At 67.5% G+C, this 16,558-nt stretch carries 14 protein-coding genes; 8 read left to right on the top strand and 6 right to left on the bottom strand.

Annotation, left to right across the window (positions count from 1 at the left end):
- Positions 1-55 precede the first annotated feature (55 nt).
- Both ABQE93_RS12100 and ABQE93_RS12095 read right to left on the bottom strand, forming a co-directional pair.
- Positions 56-664 (bottom strand): maleylpyruvate isomerase N-terminal domain-containing protein, encoded by a 609-nt coding sequence (locus tag ABQE93_RS12100; RefSeq protein ID WP_448407667.1) that lies wholly within the window; start codon positions 662-664, stop codon positions 56-58.
- Positions 661-1,791, bottom strand: coding sequence for a citrate synthase 2 (locus ABQE93_RS12095; protein ID WP_448407669.1), 1,131 nt, complete (start codon positions 1,789-1,791; stop codon positions 661-663). The genes ABQE93_RS12100 and ABQE93_RS12095 overlap by 4 nt, the downstream gene beginning before the upstream one ends.
- A 116-nt stretch (positions 1,792-1,907) precedes the next feature.
- Here ABQE93_RS12095 and pdxH point away from each other — a divergent pair, with 116 nt between their 5' ends.
- The 4 genes from pdxH (at position 1,908) to ABQE93_RS12075 (ending at position 6,213) form a co-directional block, all read left to right on the top strand.
- Entirely contained in the window at positions 1,908-2,558 is a 651-nt protein-coding gene (gene pdxH, locus ABQE93_RS12090) for a pyridoxamine 5'-phosphate oxidase (RefSeq protein WP_448408042.1), read from the top strand.
- 104 nt (positions 2,559-2,662) lie between these two features.
- Positions 2,663-3,313 (top strand): TetR family transcriptional regulator, encoded by a 651-nt coding sequence (locus ABQE93_RS12085; protein WP_448407670.1) that lies wholly within the window; start codon positions 2,663-2,665, stop codon positions 3,311-3,313.
- A 101-nt stretch (positions 3,314-3,414) separates the two neighbouring features.
- Complete coding sequence (locus ABQE93_RS12080) at positions 3,415-4,722, top strand: citrate synthase (RefSeq protein ID WP_448407672.1); 1,308 nt, start codon at positions 3,415-3,417, stop codon at positions 4,720-4,722.
- Between the two features lie 81 nt (positions 4,723-4,803).
- Positions 4,804-6,213 (top strand): DHA2 family efflux MFS transporter permease subunit, encoded by a 1,410-nt coding sequence (locus ABQE93_RS12075; RefSeq protein WP_448408043.1) that lies wholly within the window; start codon positions 4,804-4,806, stop codon positions 6,211-6,213.
- 71 nt (positions 6,214-6,284) lie between these two features.
- On the opposite strand, the gene ABQE93_RS12070 is transcribed toward ABQE93_RS12075, so the two are convergent.
- Together ABQE93_RS12070 and ABQE93_RS12065 are read right to left on the bottom strand one after the other, a co-directional pair.
- Complete coding sequence (locus ABQE93_RS12070) at positions 6,285-7,805, bottom strand: phytoene desaturase family protein (protein WP_448408045.1); 1,521 nt, start codon at positions 7,803-7,805, stop codon at positions 6,285-6,287.
- Between the two features lie 80 nt (positions 7,806-7,885).
- Positions 7,886-8,134 (bottom strand): DUF2630 family protein, encoded by a 249-nt coding sequence (locus tag ABQE93_RS12065; RefSeq protein WP_448407673.1) that lies wholly within the window; start codon positions 8,132-8,134, stop codon positions 7,886-7,888.
- A gap of 31 nt (positions 8,135-8,165) precedes the next feature.
- Between ABQE93_RS12065 and ABQE93_RS12060 the strand changes: the two genes are divergently transcribed.
- Complete coding sequence (locus ABQE93_RS12060) at positions 8,166-8,540, top strand: FKBP-type peptidyl-prolyl cis-trans isomerase (RefSeq protein ID WP_448438062.1); 375 nt, start codon at positions 8,166-8,168, stop codon at positions 8,538-8,540.
- Between the two features lie 81 nt (positions 8,541-8,621).
- Here ABQE93_RS12060 and ABQE93_RS12055 read toward each other — a convergent pair whose 3' ends face one another.
- Positions 8,622-9,968, bottom strand: coding sequence for a HAMP domain-containing sensor histidine kinase (locus tag ABQE93_RS12055; protein ID WP_448407677.1), 1,347 nt, complete (start codon positions 9,966-9,968; stop codon positions 8,622-8,624).
- A 1-nt stretch (position 9,969) separates the two neighbouring features.
- Positions 9,970-10,671, bottom strand: coding sequence for a two-component system response regulator PrrA (gene prrA, locus ABQE93_RS12050; protein ID WP_448393710.1), 702 nt, complete (start codon positions 10,669-10,671; stop codon positions 9,970-9,972).
- Between the two features lie 131 nt (positions 10,672-10,802).
- Here prrA and ABQE93_RS12045 point away from each other — a divergent pair, with 131 nt between their 5' ends.
- The 3 genes from ABQE93_RS12045 to ABQE93_RS12035 all read left to right on the top strand — a co-directional run bounded on the left by ABQE93_RS12045 (position 10,803) and on the right by ABQE93_RS12035 (position 16,556).
- The gene (locus ABQE93_RS12045; RefSeq protein WP_448407679.1) at positions 10,803-12,695 is read left to right on the top strand and encodes an ABC transporter ATP-binding protein; all 1,893 of its coding nucleotides are present in this window, start codon (positions 10,803-10,805) and stop codon (positions 12,693-12,695) included.
- A 103-nt stretch (positions 12,696-12,798) separates the two neighbouring features.
- Entirely contained in the window at positions 12,799-14,718 is a 1,920-nt protein-coding gene (locus ABQE93_RS12040; protein ID WP_448407681.1) for an ABC transporter ATP-binding protein, read from the top strand.
- Positions 14,715-16,556 carry an ABC transporter ATP-binding protein gene (locus tag ABQE93_RS12035; RefSeq protein WP_448407683.1) on the top strand — a complete coding sequence of 614 codons (1,842 nt, stop codon included), beginning with the start codon at positions 14,715-14,717 and terminating at the stop codon, positions 16,554-16,556. Before ABQE93_RS12040 ends, ABQE93_RS12035 begins: the two co-directional genes overlap by 4 nt.
- The last annotated feature ends 2 nt before the right edge of the window (positions 16,557-16,558 follow it).

Raw genomic sequence — 16,558 nt, 5'->3', positions numbered from 1 at the left:
AGAAGCCGCGGCGGGGGTTTTTGCCGCATTTCGCCGTACCGCAAGTGTCGGCGCGTCAGACCACTGAGAACGACGGCGGCAGACCCGCGCGCCCCGTCAAGGCCAGCAGCACCGTCTCACCCGCTCCGGTCGTGACCGCCACCCTGGTCGCCAACTCCACGGCCTCGGCCAGCACATCGGCCGGCAATGTCAAAGAGATGTCCACGGCGCGTGCGATATCCATCCCATGCACCGCCAGCTCAAAGATCCTGGTCGGCAGATAGGTGTGCAACCGGATACCCAGGCCGCCGATCACCTCGATCAGCGGATCGTCGACGGCGTCCAGGTCGCGCAGCGCCTGCGACATCAACGCCTCGACCGCGCCCGCCGGATCGTCGCCGAGCGCGCGGCCCGCCTGCCGTCCCCGTTCGGCGACCGCCGCCGCATCGATGCCCAGCGCCGACGGGGTGACGCGCGCGTAATACTCCTGCGGGGTGGTGATGTCTTCGTGTTCGGCCGCGGTCTTCAGGTAGCTGCTGACGGTGGTCAGCGAACGCGATGTGTGACCGACCAGCGAGCGGACGTCCCAGTCACCCAGGCCCGGCCTGTCCCATGCCCCCGTCGGGATGTCGCGCACAAGGTCGACGAAACACCTTGCCGCAGAGGCGAAGACAGCTCTGGTCACGATTTGGCGATGTGGTCCCAGCCGTCGACCGACTGCAACGGGCGCGGTTCTGGCCCGACGTAGATCGCCGATGGGCGCACCAACTTGCCGAGACGCTTCTGCTCGAGGATGTGGGCACACCAGCCGGCGGTGCGTCCGCAGGTGAACATCGCGGGCATCATCCGGGTCGGCACCTGCGCGAAGTCCAGCATCACCGCCGCCCAGAACTCGACGTTGGTTTCGATGGCCCGGTCGGGTCGGCGCTCACGCAGTTCAGCCAGCGCGGCCTGCTCCACCGCGGCGGCGACCTCGTAGCGGGGCGCGCCCAGCCGTTTGGCCGTGGCCCGCAGCACCCGCGCGCGGGGGTCTTCGGCGCGGTACACGCGGTGGCCGAAGCCCATCAGCTTTTCGTCGCGGTCCAGGATGCCCTTGACCACCGCCGCGGCGTCACCGGTCTTTTCGGCTTCCTCGATCATGGGGATCACCCGGGCCGGCGCGCCACCGTGCAGGGGGCCGCTCATCGCGCCGATCGCCCCGGACAGCGCCGCCGCCACATCCGCGCCGGTCGAGGCGATCACCCGTGCGGTGAACGTCGACGCGTTCATGCCGTGTTCGGCGGCCGACACCCAGTAGGCGTCGATTGCCTCGACGTGTCTGGGATCGGGTTCGCCCTGCCAACGCGTCATGAATCGCTCTGTGACGGTGGCACATTCGTCGATCCTGCGCTGCGGCACGGCGGGCTGGTAAATGCCGCGGGCCGACTGCGCGACGTAGGACAGCGCCATCACCGACGCACGGGCCAGTTGATCGCGCGCGGTCGTGTCGTCGATGTCCAGTATCGGGGCGTAACCCCAGATCGGGGCCAGCATGGCCAGCCCGGCCTGCACGTCGACGCGCACGTCGCCGCTGTGGATCGGCAGCGGAAACGGCTCTGCGGGCGGCAGGCCGGCGCCGAACTTGCCGTCGACCAACAGACCCCACACCTCGCCGAACGTCACCCGCTGGCCGACCAGGTCCTCGATGTCGACGCCTCGATACCGCAGCGCACCTCCGTCCTTGTCGGGTTCGGCAATCTCCGTGGTGAAGGCCACGACGCCTTCGAGTCCGGGTACGAAGTCCTCGGGGACCAGAGGGGATGGGCTAGCCATGGGCCGATTCTCGCACCCGCGCCGCCCCCGCCGTCTACCGGTTCGCGGCACCTCGGCCGGTGTGCGAGGCGTAGCGTAATCGCGTGGTACAGCAGGACGACGAGCACTTGGCGAGGATGCGGGTGGAATACGGCTCGGTGGAGAAAGACGGCAGCCCGGATCTCGACGTCGATTGGCTCGGCCCCGACCCGTCGACGGGGTGGGTTGCGCTGCTGCGCAATTGGTTAGCCGATGCCGAGCGCGCGGGTGTGGTGGAACCGAACGCCATGGTGGTCGGCACCGTCGACGACCGGGGCGCACCCGTGACTCGGTCCGTGCTGTGTAAGAGCCTCGATGAGGCCGGCATCACGTTCTTCACCAACTACGACTCCGCCAAAGGGGCACATCTTGCGGGCACCCCGTACGCGTCGGCAACCTTCCCGTGGTACCTGCTTGGCCGCCAGGTCCACATCCGCGGCCGGGTGACCAAGGTGTCCGTCGAACAGACGGCCGACTACTGGGCGATGCGGCCGCGCGGTTCGCAGCTAGGCGCGTGGGCATCCCAGCAGTCCCAGCCGGTCGCGTCGCGCGCGGCGTTGCTGGCTCAGATGGCGGAGGTCATCGAGCGGTTCGCCGACGACGCCGCGATCCCGGTGCCCCCGCACTGGGGCGGATATCTGATCGCACCGGAGGTCGTCGAGTTCTGGCAGGGGCGGGAAGACCGGCTGCATAACAGGATTCGGGTCATCCTGGGCGCCGACGCACGCGTCGAGCGGTTGCAGCCCTGACGCGCACCCACCTGGCCGAGGCTGCCAAACGATGGCAAGCGTCAACTGCCGGACGTGGACAATTTCTAAGGGTGTTCATATGTTCGCCGATTAGCATCCCCTTTGTGGCAGCTGGCAAGGGGGAACCGGAGCTCGGTCTGCGCGAACGCAAGAAACAACGGACCCGCTCGATGCTGTTGGACGCGGCCGTCGAGTTGTTTCAACGGCAGGGCTTCGAGCGGACGACCGTGGACCAGATCGCCGCGCTCGCCGACGTCTCGCCGCGGACCTTCAGCCGGTACTTCGCGACCAAGGACGCCATCGCGTTCGCGTTGATCGACGAGGCGATCGACATCGTGGCCGTCGAACTGGCCGCCCAGCCCGCAGACATCAGCCACCTCGAGGCGGTGTGCAGGGCGTATCTGGGGATGTACGCCAACGTCAAGAGCGCCGGGCCCGGGGGAATGTCCGCCCACCGTCTGGTCCTCAGCGTGCGGATCATCATGACGTCGCCGACCCTGCGTCAGGCCGCGACCGAGTACCGTTCCAACCCCCTCACCGTGGAACTGGCCAACCGCATGGGCGTCGGCGTCGGCGACCGGGCGTTGCGGCTGGTGTCCTCGGTGTGGGGCGTGATCACCATGACCGCGCTGGCCGACCTCACCGACGATGGGCTGGACTGGGAGCAGATCGGTGTCGACGACATCGTCACCCGCCTCCAAGACACCTACGCCGAGTTCACCGGGCTGATGTCAGAGGTTGTGCAGCTGGTCTGAACTATTGTCGCCCCCGCCCGGGCATGACGGCCTGGATGGGACTACTTTTGGGTAGGACATACTGATCGTCGTTCATTCCCCGTAGCGAAGAAGGGATCCCCGTGGCCGATAACCCAAGTAGTGGAGGCAAGCAAGCCGCCCTCTCCTACCCCGGCGGCGAAATTGACCTCGACATCGTTTCCGCGACCGAAGGGGCCGATGGCATCGCGCTGGGTTCGCTGCTGGCGAAAACGGGCTACACCACGTTCGACGAGGGCTTCGTCAACACCGCGTCCACCAAGAGCGCCATCACCTACATCGACGGTGAAGCCGGGATCCTGCGCTACCGCGGATACCCGATCGATCAGCTCGCGGAGAAGTCGAACTTCATCGAGGTCAGCTACCTGCTGATCTACGGGGAACTGCCCACCCCCGAGCAGCTCGACAAGTTCACCGGCCAGATCCAGCGCCACACCCTGCTGCACGAGGACCTCAAGCGGTTCTTCGACGGCTTCCCGCGCAACGCGCACCCGATGCCGGTGGTGTCCAGCGCGGTCAACGCGCTCAGCGCCTACTACCAGGATTCTCTGGACCCGTTTGACGACGAGCAGGTCGAACTGTCGACGATCCGGCTGCTGGCCAAGCTGCCGACGATTGCGGCCTATGCCTACAAGAAGTCGGTCGGACAGCCGTTCCTGTACCCGGACAACTCGATGAGCCTGGTCGAGAACTTCCTGCGGATGACGTTCGGGCTGCCCGCCGAACCCTACGAGGTCGATCCGGAGCTGGTGCGGGCGCTGGACATGCTGTTCATCCTGCACGCCGACCATGAGCAGAACTGTTCGACGTCGACGGTGCGGCTGGTGGGCTCCTCGCAGGCCAACCTGTTCACCTCGATCTCCGGCGGTATCAACGCGCTGTGGGGCCCGCTGCACGGCGGCGCGAACCAGGCCGTGCTGGAGATGCTGGAGAAGATCCGCCAGGCGGACGGGGACGTGCACGACTTCGTCAAGAAGGTCAAGGACCGCGAAGACGGCGTGAAGCTGATGGGCTTCGGGCACCGGGTGTACAAGAACTACGACCCGCGGGCGCGCATCGTCAAGGAGCAGGCCGACAAGATCCTCGGCAAGATCGGCGGCGACGACGAACTGCTGCACATCGCCAAGTCGCTGGAGGAGGTCGCGCTCACCGACGACTTCTTCGTCGAGCGCAAGCTCTACCCGAACGTCGACTTCTACACCGGGGTGATCTACCGCGCGATGGGCTTCCCGACGCGGATGTTCACGGTGCTGTTCGCGCTGGGCCGGCTGCCTGGGTGGATCGCGCACTGGCGCGAGATGCACGACGAGGGCAGCGGCAAGATCGGCCGTCCGCGCCAGATCTACACCGGCTACACCGAACGCGACTACGTCGCCCGCGACAGCCGCTAACCCGGCCCCTTCGTTCGGCGAGCGCGCACTGCGGTACGCAGATCGCCGTGATAGGCGTACGTAGCTGTGCGCTCGGATGAGATGAGCGCGCGGCGCAAGGCCATCATCCTGGTGACCTGCTGCCTGAGCCTGCTGATCGTGTCGATGGATGCGACGATCGTCAACGTCGCCATCCCCAGCATCCGCGCCGACCTTGACGCCTCCGCGTCGCAGCTGCAGTGGGTCATCGACATCTACACGCTGGTGTTGGCGTCGCTGCTGCTGCTCGCCGGCGCCGCGGCCGACCGGTTCGGCCGCCGACGCACCTTTCAGCTCGGCCTGACCATCTTCGCGACGGCGTCGCTGTTGTGCAGCATCGCCCCGAACATGGAGACGCTGATCGCCGCGCGCCTACTGCAGGCCATCGGCGGTTCGATGTTGAACCCGGTAGCGATGTCGATCATCACGCAGGTCTTCACCGGCCGCGTCGAACGAGCCCGCGCGATCGGCATCTGGGGCGGTGTCGTCGGCATCTCGATGGCGCTGGGCCCGATCGTCGGTGGCGCGCTGATCGAGTACGTCAGCTGGCGTTCGGTGTTCTGGATCAACCTGCCGATCTGTGCGCTCGCCATCGCGCTGACGGCACTGTTCGTGCCCGAATCGAAGGCGGCGACACGGCGCGCGTTCGATCCGATCGGGCAGGGGCTGGGCATGGCCTTTCTGTTCGGCGTCGTCTACGTCCTCATCGAAGGCCCGATCATGGGCTGGACCGATCCGCGCACGATCGCGATCCTGGTGCTCGCGGCATCGGCCCTCGTGCTGTTCGTCGTCCACGAGTCGCGCCACCGCGACCCCTTCATCGACCTGCGCTTCTTCCGCAGTATCCCGCTCGCGTCTGCCACCGTGATCGCGGTCTGCTCATTCGCCGCCTGGGGCGCGTTCCTGTTCATGATGTCGATCTACCTGCAAGACGAACGCGGCTTCTCCGCCATGGACACCGGGTTGACCTATCTACCGATCGCCGTTGGCGCCCTGGTGTTTTCACCGCTGTCGGGCCGGTGGGTGGGTCGGTTCGGAAGCCGGCCGTCGCTGCTGGTGTCGGGCGGGCTGATCACCGTGGCGACGCTGATGCTGGCCGGGCTCAGCGCGACGACGCCGGTCTGGCAGCTGCTCATCGTCTTCACGGTGTTCGGTATCGGGTTCTCGATGGTGAACGCGCCGATCACCAACGCGGCGGTCAGCGGCATGCCGATCGACCGCGCGGGCGCGGCGTCGGCGATCGCGACGACGAGCCGGCAGGTGGGCGTGAGTATCGGTGTGGCGCTGTGCGGTTCGGTCGCCGGCGCAGCGCTGGCGCCGACGGACGCGGACTTCGCCGTCGCCGCCCGACCGCTGTGGCTGATCTGCGCGGCGCTCGGTGTGGTGATCGTAGGGCTCGGCATCTACTCGACGTCAGGGCGGGCGTTGCGCTCAGCCGAGAACCTCGCTCCGCTGGTCGGTGCCCATGAGTAGGCCGTTGGCCGACGAGGTCTGGCAGACCATGGCCGCCTGGTGCGGGTTGCCGTTCAGCAGGATCCGTGTCCTCACCCGGCTGGCGCCGAGAGGCTCTGCAGCACCGCCATCGCCGCGTTGTGGCCACCGATTCCCGAGACCGCACCGCCGCGACGAGACCCCGAACCGCACAACAGAATTCGTTCGTACGCCGTCGCCACGCCCCATCGTCGCGCCGGGGTGTCCAGCGGTTCGTCGTCCTCGGCGAACGGCCACGACAGCGCGCCGTGGAAGATGTGGCCCGCCGTCATGCCCAGCGAACGCTCCAAGTCGACGGTGGTCTTGGTTTCGATGCACAACCGGCCTGCGGAGTCCTCCATCAACACATCTTGAATAGGCTCGGCCAGAACGGAATTCAACGACTTCAGCGCCGCCGAGGTCAACGCATCGCGCATCCGGTCGGTCTCACCCGAGGTCACCAGCTGATGTGGTGTGTGCAGTCCGAATACCGTCAAAGTGTGTGCACCGGAGGCCCGCAACTCGTCGGACAGAATCGTCGGGTCGGTCAGCGAGTGACAGTAGATCTCACACGGCAACGGATCCGGCACCACGCCGTGGTCTGCCTGCGCATAGGCGCGGTCCAACTGGCTGTAGGTCTCGTTGATGTGAAACGTGCCGCCGAACGCCTGCTCCGGGCTGACGCTGTCGTCGCGCAGGCGGGGCAGTCGGCGCAACATCAGGTTGACCTTCACCTGCGAGCCGGGTGTCACCTCGGGCTCGGGATCGCCCAGCAGCCGCGCCAACACCGCAGGCGTCACGTTGGCCAGCACATGGCGACCGTGCACCCGATGCTCGTCGCCGCCGCGCCGGTACCGCACCTCCCCCTCCGGATCGATACCGTAAACCTCTGCGCCGCAGATAATTTCGGCACCGTGGCTGGCGGCGGCAGCGGCCAGCGCACCGCTGACCGCGCCCATCCCGCCGATCGGCACATCCCAGTCACCGAACAGGTGGTACAGAAAGCAGACGTTCTGCGTCAACGACGGGTCGTCGGTGCGCGCGAACGTGCCGATCAACGCATCGGTGGCGATCACGCCGCGCACCAGGTCAGACGACACCGCGTCGCTGATCGCATGCCCGATCGGGTCGTCGACCATCATCTGCCAGGCTGCGTCGTCGCCGACGATCTGGCGCGCCGAGCGCCGCGTGGTCAGCGGCTGCAGCAGCGTCGGCCACAACCGTGACGTGACGGCACCGCAGCGGCGGTAGAACTGCGCGAAGCCCGCCTCGTCGGACAACGCGCCGACGGCGTCAAACGTCGATGTCGGCCCGATCAGCAGGCCCGTGCGCCCGCCGGTGGCCGGGTCGGGGGTGTAGGACGAATATTGCCGACGCGCCAACCGCACCCGGGCGTCGAGGTCCTCGACGATGCGGCGGGGCAGCAGGCTCACCAGATACGAGTAGCGCGACAGGCGCGCGTCGACGCCGTCGAAGGCATGCGCGGACACCGCAGCGCCGCCGACGTGGTCGAGGCGTTCGAGCACCTGCACCCGTCGGCCGGCTCGCGCCAGATAAGCCGCCGCGACCAGGCCGTTGTGCCCGCCTCCGACGATGACGGCGTCGTATGTCGCCGCCGGAGCGGCTCCGGTGTCGTATGTCGCCGCCGGAGCGGCGCCGACGTGTGAGGTCACAGCTAGCTGAGGTAGCCCTCGACCTCATCGGGCGGGCGCACCTCGGCCTCGCGGGGATCGCCACCCGCGTCGCGCAACGCCCGCCGCTGCCGCAGCAGATCCCAACACTGGTCGAGCGCGACCTCCACGGCGCGCAGCCTGCGGTGCTCTTCGGACTCGTCGATCTCGTGCTGTTGCACCTTGGCGCGCAGCTCTTGCTCTTCGGCGACCAGCTTGTTGACCTGAGCGAGAATGTCTTGGTCGGTAGCCATTGACCCAGTCTGCCCGACTACCGTGAAACCGGTGAGCGCAACTTCAGGGCAGAAGCCCGAGATCGAATTTCCCGACGGACCTCCGCCCGCCGAGCTGGCCATCACCGACCTGGTCGTCGGCGACGGCGCCGAAGCGGTGCCCGGCGCCACCGTCGAAGTGCACTATGTCGGCGTCGAGTACGACACGGGCGAGGAGTTCGACAGCTCGTGGAACCGCGGCGAGTCGATCGAGTTTCCGCTGCGCGGGCTGATCCAGGGTTGGCAGGACGGCATCCCCGGCATGAAGGTCGGCGGCCGGCGCCAGCTGGTGATCCCGCCCGAGCAGGCCTACGGTCCGGCCGGCGGTGGGCATCGTCTGTCCGGCAAGACGTTGATCTTCGTCATCGACTTGCTGGCCACCCGGTAATTTCCGCCGAACGTTCCTTACCGCTCGAAGATCCGTCGAAATTTCGAGTGGTAAGGAACGTTCGCGCCAGAACGCGCCAAGCTACTCGCGCACGCCAGGTAGCTGCATCAGCAGGCGGACGCCGCCGAGCGGGCTGTCCATCAAAGTCGCTGTGCCACCGTGCAATTCGGCCTGCTGGGCGACCAACGCGAGGCCCAGCCCGGAACCGGAGTGCGATGCCGTCGACCCGCGGGTGAACCGGTCGAACACGACCTTGCGCTCTTCGTCGGGAATGCCGACGCCGTCGTCGTCGATGGCGATCTCGACCCCGGCGCGCGAGCTGACCGCCGACAGCTGAACCCGTGTCGCGCCGCCGTGTTTGACGGCGTTGGCGATCGCGTTGTCCACCGCAAGCCGTAACCCGGCGGGCAGACCGATGATGATCACCGTCGGCGCGGGCACCAACGACACGTCGAGGTCGGGGAACACCCGCATCGCATCGTGGGCGGCGCGGTCGAGCAGTTCGGTGATGTCGACGGGCACGTGGTCGTCGGCGGTGGACAGCTCGCCTTGGGCCAACCGCTCCAGTGCGGCGAGGGTGGCCTCGATGCGCGACTGCGTGCGGATCACGTCGTTGACGACCTCTTTGCGTTGCTCCTCGGCCAGATCCAGCGTGGCGAGCACCTCGAGGTTGGTGCGCATCGCCGTGAGCGGGGTGCGCAGTTCATGCGCGGACACCGACGCGAAATCACGCGCCGACGTCAGTGCGGCCTTGGTCCGGTCTTGCTCGTTCCAGATGCGCTGCAGCATGCCCTTCATGGCGTCGGCGATCTCGACGGCCTCGGTGGCGCCGCGTACGTCGATGTCGGGATCGGCGTCACCGGCGTCGATGGCCTGGGTCTGCTGCGCCAACCGTTTGAACGGGCGCACCGCGAACGCGGCCAACACCCACCCGCCGAGCGTCGCCGCCCCGATCGCCAGCGTGCAGATGATGATCACCCGGCGGTGCAGGTTGTTGATATCGGCGATGGTCGCGTCGTAGGTGGCGCCGACGGCCACCGACATCGGGCCAGGGAAGTAGGGGATGTCGACCGTGCGGACCCGGTAGCGCTCCCCGTCGACGTGGGTGTCGGCGTAACCGGACTCCAGCTCCGGCAGCACCACGTCGGAATTGGACGCCACCTGGTTGCCGCGGCGCACCGTGATGACGACGTCCTGGTTGTTCGGCGACTTGGGGATTTCTTCGAGGCCCTGCGGAAGCAGCGGGATCACGAACCCGGCGGCCTCATCCAGGCGGCGGTCCAGCCGCTCGTTCCAGGCGTCGGTGATGCCGAACCACACCACCGTCCCGGCGATGACGACGACGATGGCACCCGCGATCGCGCTGGTGAACGCCACCCGCTGGCGCAACGAAGGGGTACGGCGGAAAATCCGCGACAGCACGCTCATCTCACTGCGTCCGCAGCACAAACCCCACGCCGCGCACGGTATGCAGAAGCCGAGGTGCGCCGCCGGCCTCCAGCTTGCGGCGCAGGTAACCGATGAACACGTCGACGACGTTGGTGTCGGCGGCGAAGTCGTAGCCCCACACCAGCTCGAGCAGCTGCGCCCGCGACAGCACCGCGGTCTTGTGCTCGGCCAGCACGGCCAGCAGGTCGAATTCACGTTTGGTCAGGTCGACGTCGACGCCGTTGACGCGGGCGCGGCGGCCCGGAATGTCGACCTCCAGCGGGCCGACCTGGATGGTTTCCGACGAGAACGTCGCGGTCGAGCCGCGCCGGCGCAGCAGCGCCTTGACCCGCGCGACCAGTTCCTGCAGCACGAACGGTTTGACCAGGTAGTCGTCGGCGCCGGCCTCCAGACCGGCGACGCGGTCGTCGACCGAACTGCGCGCCGAGAGCACGCAGACCGGCACGTCGTTGTCCATCGCGCGCAGCGCGGTGACCACGCTGACGCCGTCGAGCACCGGCATGTTGATATCCAGGACGATCGCGTCGGGCCGGGTTTCGGTCGCGCTGCGAAGCGCTTCGGCGCCGTCGACCGCGGTGGCCACGTCGAACCCGGACAGCCGCAAGCCGCGCTCGAGCGAGGCCAGCACGTCGGGGTCGTCGTCGACTACGAGCACCCGGGGCGATGCAGCAGCACTGTCCATATCCACAATCTTGCCTGAAACCACCAGCGAACCGCGGGAACCTGCGGACATGGCCCGGCGTGATCAATGGCCGCCGCGCGGCACACCGGAACAATTGACCTCATCTTTTGTTGAGGTTCTACGGTGAATTCATGAGTATCGAAACGGTCGCCCGGCAAACGCTGTACCGGCAGACGCGTGCCCGCGGCGGCGACCTGCGCTCGCTGGCGAACCGGGCCCTGCTGAGCCGCATCTGGCGGTTCGCGGCGCGGCATCACCGCAAACTGTGGGCGTTCGTCGCGGTCAGCGTCGTCAGCGCGTTGCTCACCGTGGCGACGCCCCTGCTGGCCGGCAAGGTCATCGACGCGATCGTCGACGGTGGCGCCCCGCGCCTCGTGGTGCTGCTCGCGGCCGTGATCGCCCTGGTCGCCGTGGCCGAGGCGGCGGTGACGCTGATGACGCGGTGGCTGTCGTCGAACATCGGGGAGGGGCTGATCTTCGATCTGCGCACCGCGGTGTTCGACCACGTGCAGAAGATGCCGGTCGCGTTCTTCACCCGCACCCGCACCGGCGCCCTGGTCAGCCGGTTGGGCAACGACGTGATCGGTGCGCAGCGGGCGTTCTCCGACACGCTGTCCGGCGTGGTGTCCAACGTCGTGACGTTGACGTTGACGCTGGCCGTGATGCTGACGATCTCGTGGCAGGTCACCGTGCTGTCGCTGTTGCTCACCCCGCTGTTCATCGTGCCCGCACGGCGTATCGGCGCGAAGATGGCTGAGCTGTCGCGTGAAACGACCATCCACAACGCGACGATGAATACTCAGATGACAGAACGGTTTTCCGCACCCGGGGCCACGTTGGTGAAGTTGTTCGGTAGCCCGGCGACCGAATCGCACGAGTTCGCCGTGCGGGCCGGGCGGGTGCGCGACATCGGGGTGAAAACCTCGATGCTGCAGTCGGTTTTCATGAACTCGCTGACGCTGATGTCGGCGCTGGCGCTCGCACTGGTGTACGGGCTGGGCGGCTGGCTGGCGATCGGCGGGCATCTGCAGGCCGGCGCGATCGTGGCGCTGGCGCTGCTGTTGACCCGGCTGTACGCGCCGCTGACCGCGCTGGCCAACGCGCACGTCGAGATCGCCAGCGCGCTGGTGTCCTTCGAGCGGGTCTTCGAGGTCCTCGACCTGGTCCCGCTGATCCGCGAGCGCGACGACGCCGTCGACGTCCCCGACGGCCCGGTCGCCGTGGAGTTTCGTGACGTACGGTTCTCCTACCCCTCAGCCGACAAGGTGTCGCTGGCCTCGCTGGAGGAGGTTGCGGTGCTGGACTCGCGCGGCGGCGAGGAAGTGCTGCACGGGATTTCGTTCACCGCGCAACCGGGCAAGGTGGTGGCGCTGGTGGGCTCCTCGGGTGCGGGCAAGTCGACGATCGCATCGCTGATCGCGCGACTCTATGACGTCGGAACCGGCTCGATCAGATTGAACGGTGTCGATGTGCGCGACGTGACGTTCGCGTCGTTGAAGGACACCGTCGGGGTGGTCACCCAGGACGGGCACCTGTTCCACGAGTCGATCCGGTCCAACCTGCGGCTCGCCGCACCCAACGCCACCGACGAGCAGTTGTGGGAGGCGCTGGAACGCGCCCGGCTGGCCGACGTCGTCGCCGCGATGCCCGACGGGCTCGACACCGTGGTGGGCGAGCGCGGCTACCGGCTCTCGGGCGGGCAGCGGCAGCGGCTCACCATCGCGCGTCTGCTGCTGGGCACGTCGCGGGTGGTGGTGCTCGACGAGGCCACCGCATCGCTGGATTCGTCATCGGAGGCGGCCGTGCAGCAAGCGCTCAACGAGGCGCTGGAGGGGCGGACATCGATCGTGATCGCCCACCGGCTGTCCACGGTGCGCGCGGCCGACATGATCCTCGTCGTCGAGGACGGCCGCATCGTGGAGCGGGGCACCCACGAGCAACTGCTGGCCCGCGACGGGCGCTACGCCGAGTTGTACGAGACCCAGTTCGGTGACCAGGCCGCCCGCGACAGGCCCGCCGCATGACCGCGAAACGTACGTTAGCGAGGGGCCTACTCGCACTTTGTCTCGTTAACGTGCATCTCGCGGAGGCGGTTATCGGATTGCTCGCCGTGGGAAGATTGACTAAGTGGTTGACTCCGTAACCCTGCGCTCCGCGCCGGCCATCGCCCCGCCACCCAAGCGCCGACGTACCAGCTCGGACCTGTGGCGGCTGCTGCCGTACCTGCTGCCCTACCGGGTGCGCTGGATCGCGATGGTCACGGTCGCCATCGTCAGCCTCGGGGCCACCATCGCGATCCCGCTGATGACCAAGGCCGTCATCGACGGGCCCGTGCGCGAGCAGGACCAGCAGGGGCTGTGGCTGCTGGGCAGCGCGGCGATGGGCATCGGCATCTGCGAGGCGGTGCTGTGGTTCATCCGCCGCTGGCTGGCCGCCCGCGCCACGATGGGTGTGGAGGCCGACATCCGCAAGGATCTCTACGCCCGGCTGCAGATCCTGCCGATGAGCTTCCACGGCAACTGGCAGTCCGGACAGCTGCTGTCGCGAATCATGAACGACCTCGGCACAATTCGCCGTTTCATGTCGTTCGGCATGCTGTTCTTGCTGCTCAACATGCTGCAGATCACCGTGATCACCGCGATCCTGCTGGCGATGTACTGGCCGCTGGGAGTGGTTGTGGTGGTGTCGATCGTGCCGATCGCCGGCACCGTGTTGCACTTCCAGCGCGAATACACCCGGTTGTCCCGGCTGGCCCAAGACCAGTCCGGGCACGTCGCAACGCATGTCGAGGAGTCCGCGCTCGGGCTGCGGGTGGTGAAGTCGTTCGGTCGCGAGGACTACGTCTACGACCGGTTCGACGAGCAGCTCACCAACCTCTACGACACCCAGGTCAACCGGGTGGTGGTCTCGGCGAAGTTCTGGACTCTGCTCGAGATCATCCCGAACCTGACGTTGATCGTGGTGCTCGGCTTCGGCGCCTACGCCGCAGGCAACGGCCACGTCACGATGGGCACGCTGGTCGCGTTCATCACGATGATGCTGTCGCTGGTGTGGCCGATCGCGTCGCTGGGCTTTCTGCTGTCGATGACGCAGGAGGCGTTCACCGCAGCCAACCGGATCGCCGAGATCTTCGACGCGCCAAAGAAAATCGTCGACGGCCCGCACGACGAGCCGCCCCGCGGCGGTCGCCTCGAGCTGATCGACGTGGGCTTCCGCTTTCCGGCCTCGGATGAGTGGGCGCTTCGCGACGTCAACGCCGTCGTCGAGCCGGGGGAGACGATGGCGCTGGTCGGCTCCACCGGCTCGGGCAAGTCGGTGCTGACCGCGCTGCTGTCGCGGCTCTACGACGTCACCGAGGGCCAGATCCGCATCGACGGCCGAGACATCCGCGAGTTCTCGCTGTCGGCGCTGCGCCAGACGGTGGCCACCGCGTTCGAGGATCCGACGCTGTTCTCGATGTCGGTGGCCGAGAACCTGCGCCTCGGCCGGCCGCAGGCGACCGATGAGGAACTCAACGAGGCCGTCGAGATCGCCGCCGCGGACTTCGTCTACGACCTGCCGTTCGGGCTGGACACCCGCATCGGCGAGCAGGGCATGAGCCTGTCGGGTGGACAGCGCCAACGGCTTTCGCTGGCCCGCGCGATCCTGGCCAAACCCAAGATCCTCGTGCTCGACGACACCCTCTCGGCCCTGGACGTGCACACCGAGGCCGTCGTCGAAGAGGCGCTGCGCCGGGTCCTGCACAACGTGACCGCCATCGTCGTCGCGCACCGCGCGTCGACGGTGATGCTCGCCGACAAGGTCGGGTTGCTGGAGAAGGGCACCATCACCCACATCGGCACCCACGCTCGACTGCTGGCCACCGTGCCGCAGTACCGCTATCTGCTGGCGGCCGATGACGAACTCGATGACGGCGCCGAACGCGCATGCGCGTGGGAGGACGACAAGCAGCGCAGCCGGCTGAACCTGGCCTACGAGGAGCAGGAGGCGCTGGACCGCGACCGCGTCACGCAACGCTTCGTCGCCACGGAGTCCGAGGGCCGATGACTACCGTCACAACGCGAACCGAACCCGAATGGCGGGGCAAATTCGACGAAGAGCAGCCCGATGACCTGCCGATCGACGAGAGCGTGCCGCGTCGGCGTGAGGCACGGCTGCTGCTGTGGAACCTGCTGCGGCCCTACCGCCTGACGGTGGCGCTACTCGCGCTGGTGGTCGTGGTGGAAAACGCTGCGCGCCTTTCGGTTCCGCTTCTGGTGCAACGCGGCATCGATCACGGTATCCCGCCGATCGTCGAGGGTGGTACCGCCCACACGCTGTTGATGATCGTCGCGACGCTGGGCGGGGTGGTGCTGATCCAGGCCATCAGCCGGATGTTCTTCCTGCGCCGCTCGGGACGCATCGGGCAGAAGGTGCTGCTGGAACTCCGGCGCAGGGTGTTTCGCCACTTCCAGCGCCTCGACATCGCCTTCCACGACCGCTACACCTCGGGGCGGGTGGTCAGCCGCTCCACCAACGACGTCGAAGCCATTCAGGACATGTTGGAAACCGGCTTCGACAGCTTGGTCACCGCCGTGCTCACCCTGTTCGGCACCGCGATCCTGCTGGTGACACTGGACTGGCGGCTGGGCCTGATGTGTCTGGGCGCGTTCCCCGTGCTGGTCGGGCTGGTGTGGTGGTTCCGCGAGGAGTCGGCGCACACCTACCGCAAGGTCCGCGAGAGCGCCGCGTTGGTCATCGTGCAGTTCGTCGAGACCATGACGGGGATCAAGGCCGTGCAGGCCTACCGTCGTGAGCCGCGCAACCAGCAGATCTTCGAAGACCTCGCCGATCGCTACAAGGACGACAACGAGAAGACGTTCCGGCTGCTGGCGGTCTTCATGCCCGGGGTCAAACTGGTCGGCAACATCACCACCGGCGTGGTGCTGCTCTACGGCGGCTACCGGGTGCTCAACGATCAGATGACGATCGGCACACTGACCGCGTTCCTGCTGTATCTGCGGATGTTCTTCGAGCCCATGCAGGAGATCAGCCAGTTCTTCAACACCTTCCAGTCCGCTGCCTCCGCGCTGGAGAAACTGGCCGGTGTACTGGCCCAACGGCCCGGCATCAAAGACCCAGCACGCCCTGTCGCGGTGGACCGCGTCCGCGGCGAAATCGCCTTCAACGACGTGCGATTCGAGTATGTGCCGGGCCGGCCGGTGCTGCCCGATCTGACCCTGGAAGTGCCTGCCGGCCAGACCGTGGCGCTGGTCGGCACCACCGGAGCGGGCAAGACGACGATCGCCAAGCTGATCGCCCGCTTCTACGACCCGACGTCGGGGTCGATCACCCTCGATGGTGTTGACCTGCGCGACGTTTCACAGTCGCAGCTGCGCCGCCACGTGGTGATGGTCACCCAGGAGAACTTCATGTTCGACGGCACCATCGCCGACAACATCCGGTTCGGCAGGCCCGACGCCAGCGACGCCGAGGTGGCGGCCGCGGCCGCGGCGGTGGGCGTGGACGGGTTCATCGATGCCCTGCCCGACGGCTACGACACCGACGTCGCCAAACGCGGCGGCAGGCTGTCGGCGGGTCAGCGCCAACTGGTCGCGTTCGCGCGGGCGTTTCTGGCCGACCCCGCGGTGCTGATCCTCGACGAGGCGACGTCGTCGCTGGACATCCCCAGCGAGCGGTTGGTGCAGCGGGCGCTGGAGACGGTACTGGCCGACCGCACGGCGCTGGTGATCGCGCACCGGCTTTCCACCGTGCAGATCGCCGACCGGGTGCTGGTGCTCGAACACGGCCGCATCGTCGAGGACGGCGCGCCGGCAGACCTGATCACCCGCGACGACGGCCACTACGCCGCGCTGCACCGCGCGTGGGTGCAGTCGCTGGCCTAAGC

The sequence above is a fragment of the Mycolicibacterium sp. XJ662 genome (assembly GCF_053484035.1).
Note: the sequence above shows the minus strand (reverse complement) of the source record. Positions and strands in the feature narration are given on the sequence as shown.

What these genes read in the sequence shown, in the direction of transcription:
- ABQE93_RS12035 (WP_448407683.1), top strand. Translation starts at nt 14,715, where the DNA reads ATGACTACCGTCACAACGCGAACCGAACCCGAATGGCGGGGCAAATTC.
- pdxH (WP_448408042.1), top strand. Translation starts at nt 1,908, where the DNA reads ATGCGGGTGGAATACGGCTCGGTGGAGAAAGACGGCAGCCCGGATCTC.
- ABQE93_RS12045 (WP_448407679.1), top strand. Translation starts at nt 10,803, where the DNA reads ATGAGTATCGAAACGGTCGCCCGGCAAACGCTGTACCGGCAGACGCGT.
- ABQE93_RS12075 (WP_448408043.1), top strand. Translation starts at nt 4,804, where the DNA reads ATGAGCGCGCGGCGCAAGGCCATCATCCTGGTGACCTGCTGCCTGAGC.
- prrA (WP_448393710.1), bottom strand. Translation starts at nt 10,671, where the DNA reads ATGGACAGTGCTGCTGCATCGCCCCGGGTGCTCGTAGTCGACGACGAC.
- ABQE93_RS12095 (WP_448407669.1), bottom strand. Translation starts at nt 1,791, where the DNA reads ATGGCTAGCCCATCCCCTCTGGTCCCCGAGGACTTCGTACCCGGACTC.
- ABQE93_RS12055 (WP_448407677.1), bottom strand. Translation starts at nt 9,968, where the DNA reads ATGAGCGTGCTGTCGCGGATTTTCCGCCGTACCCCTTCGTTGCGCCAG.
- ABQE93_RS12065 (WP_448407673.1), bottom strand. Translation starts at nt 8,134, where the DNA reads ATGGCTACCGACCAAGACATTCTCGCTCAGGTCAACAAGCTGGTCGCC.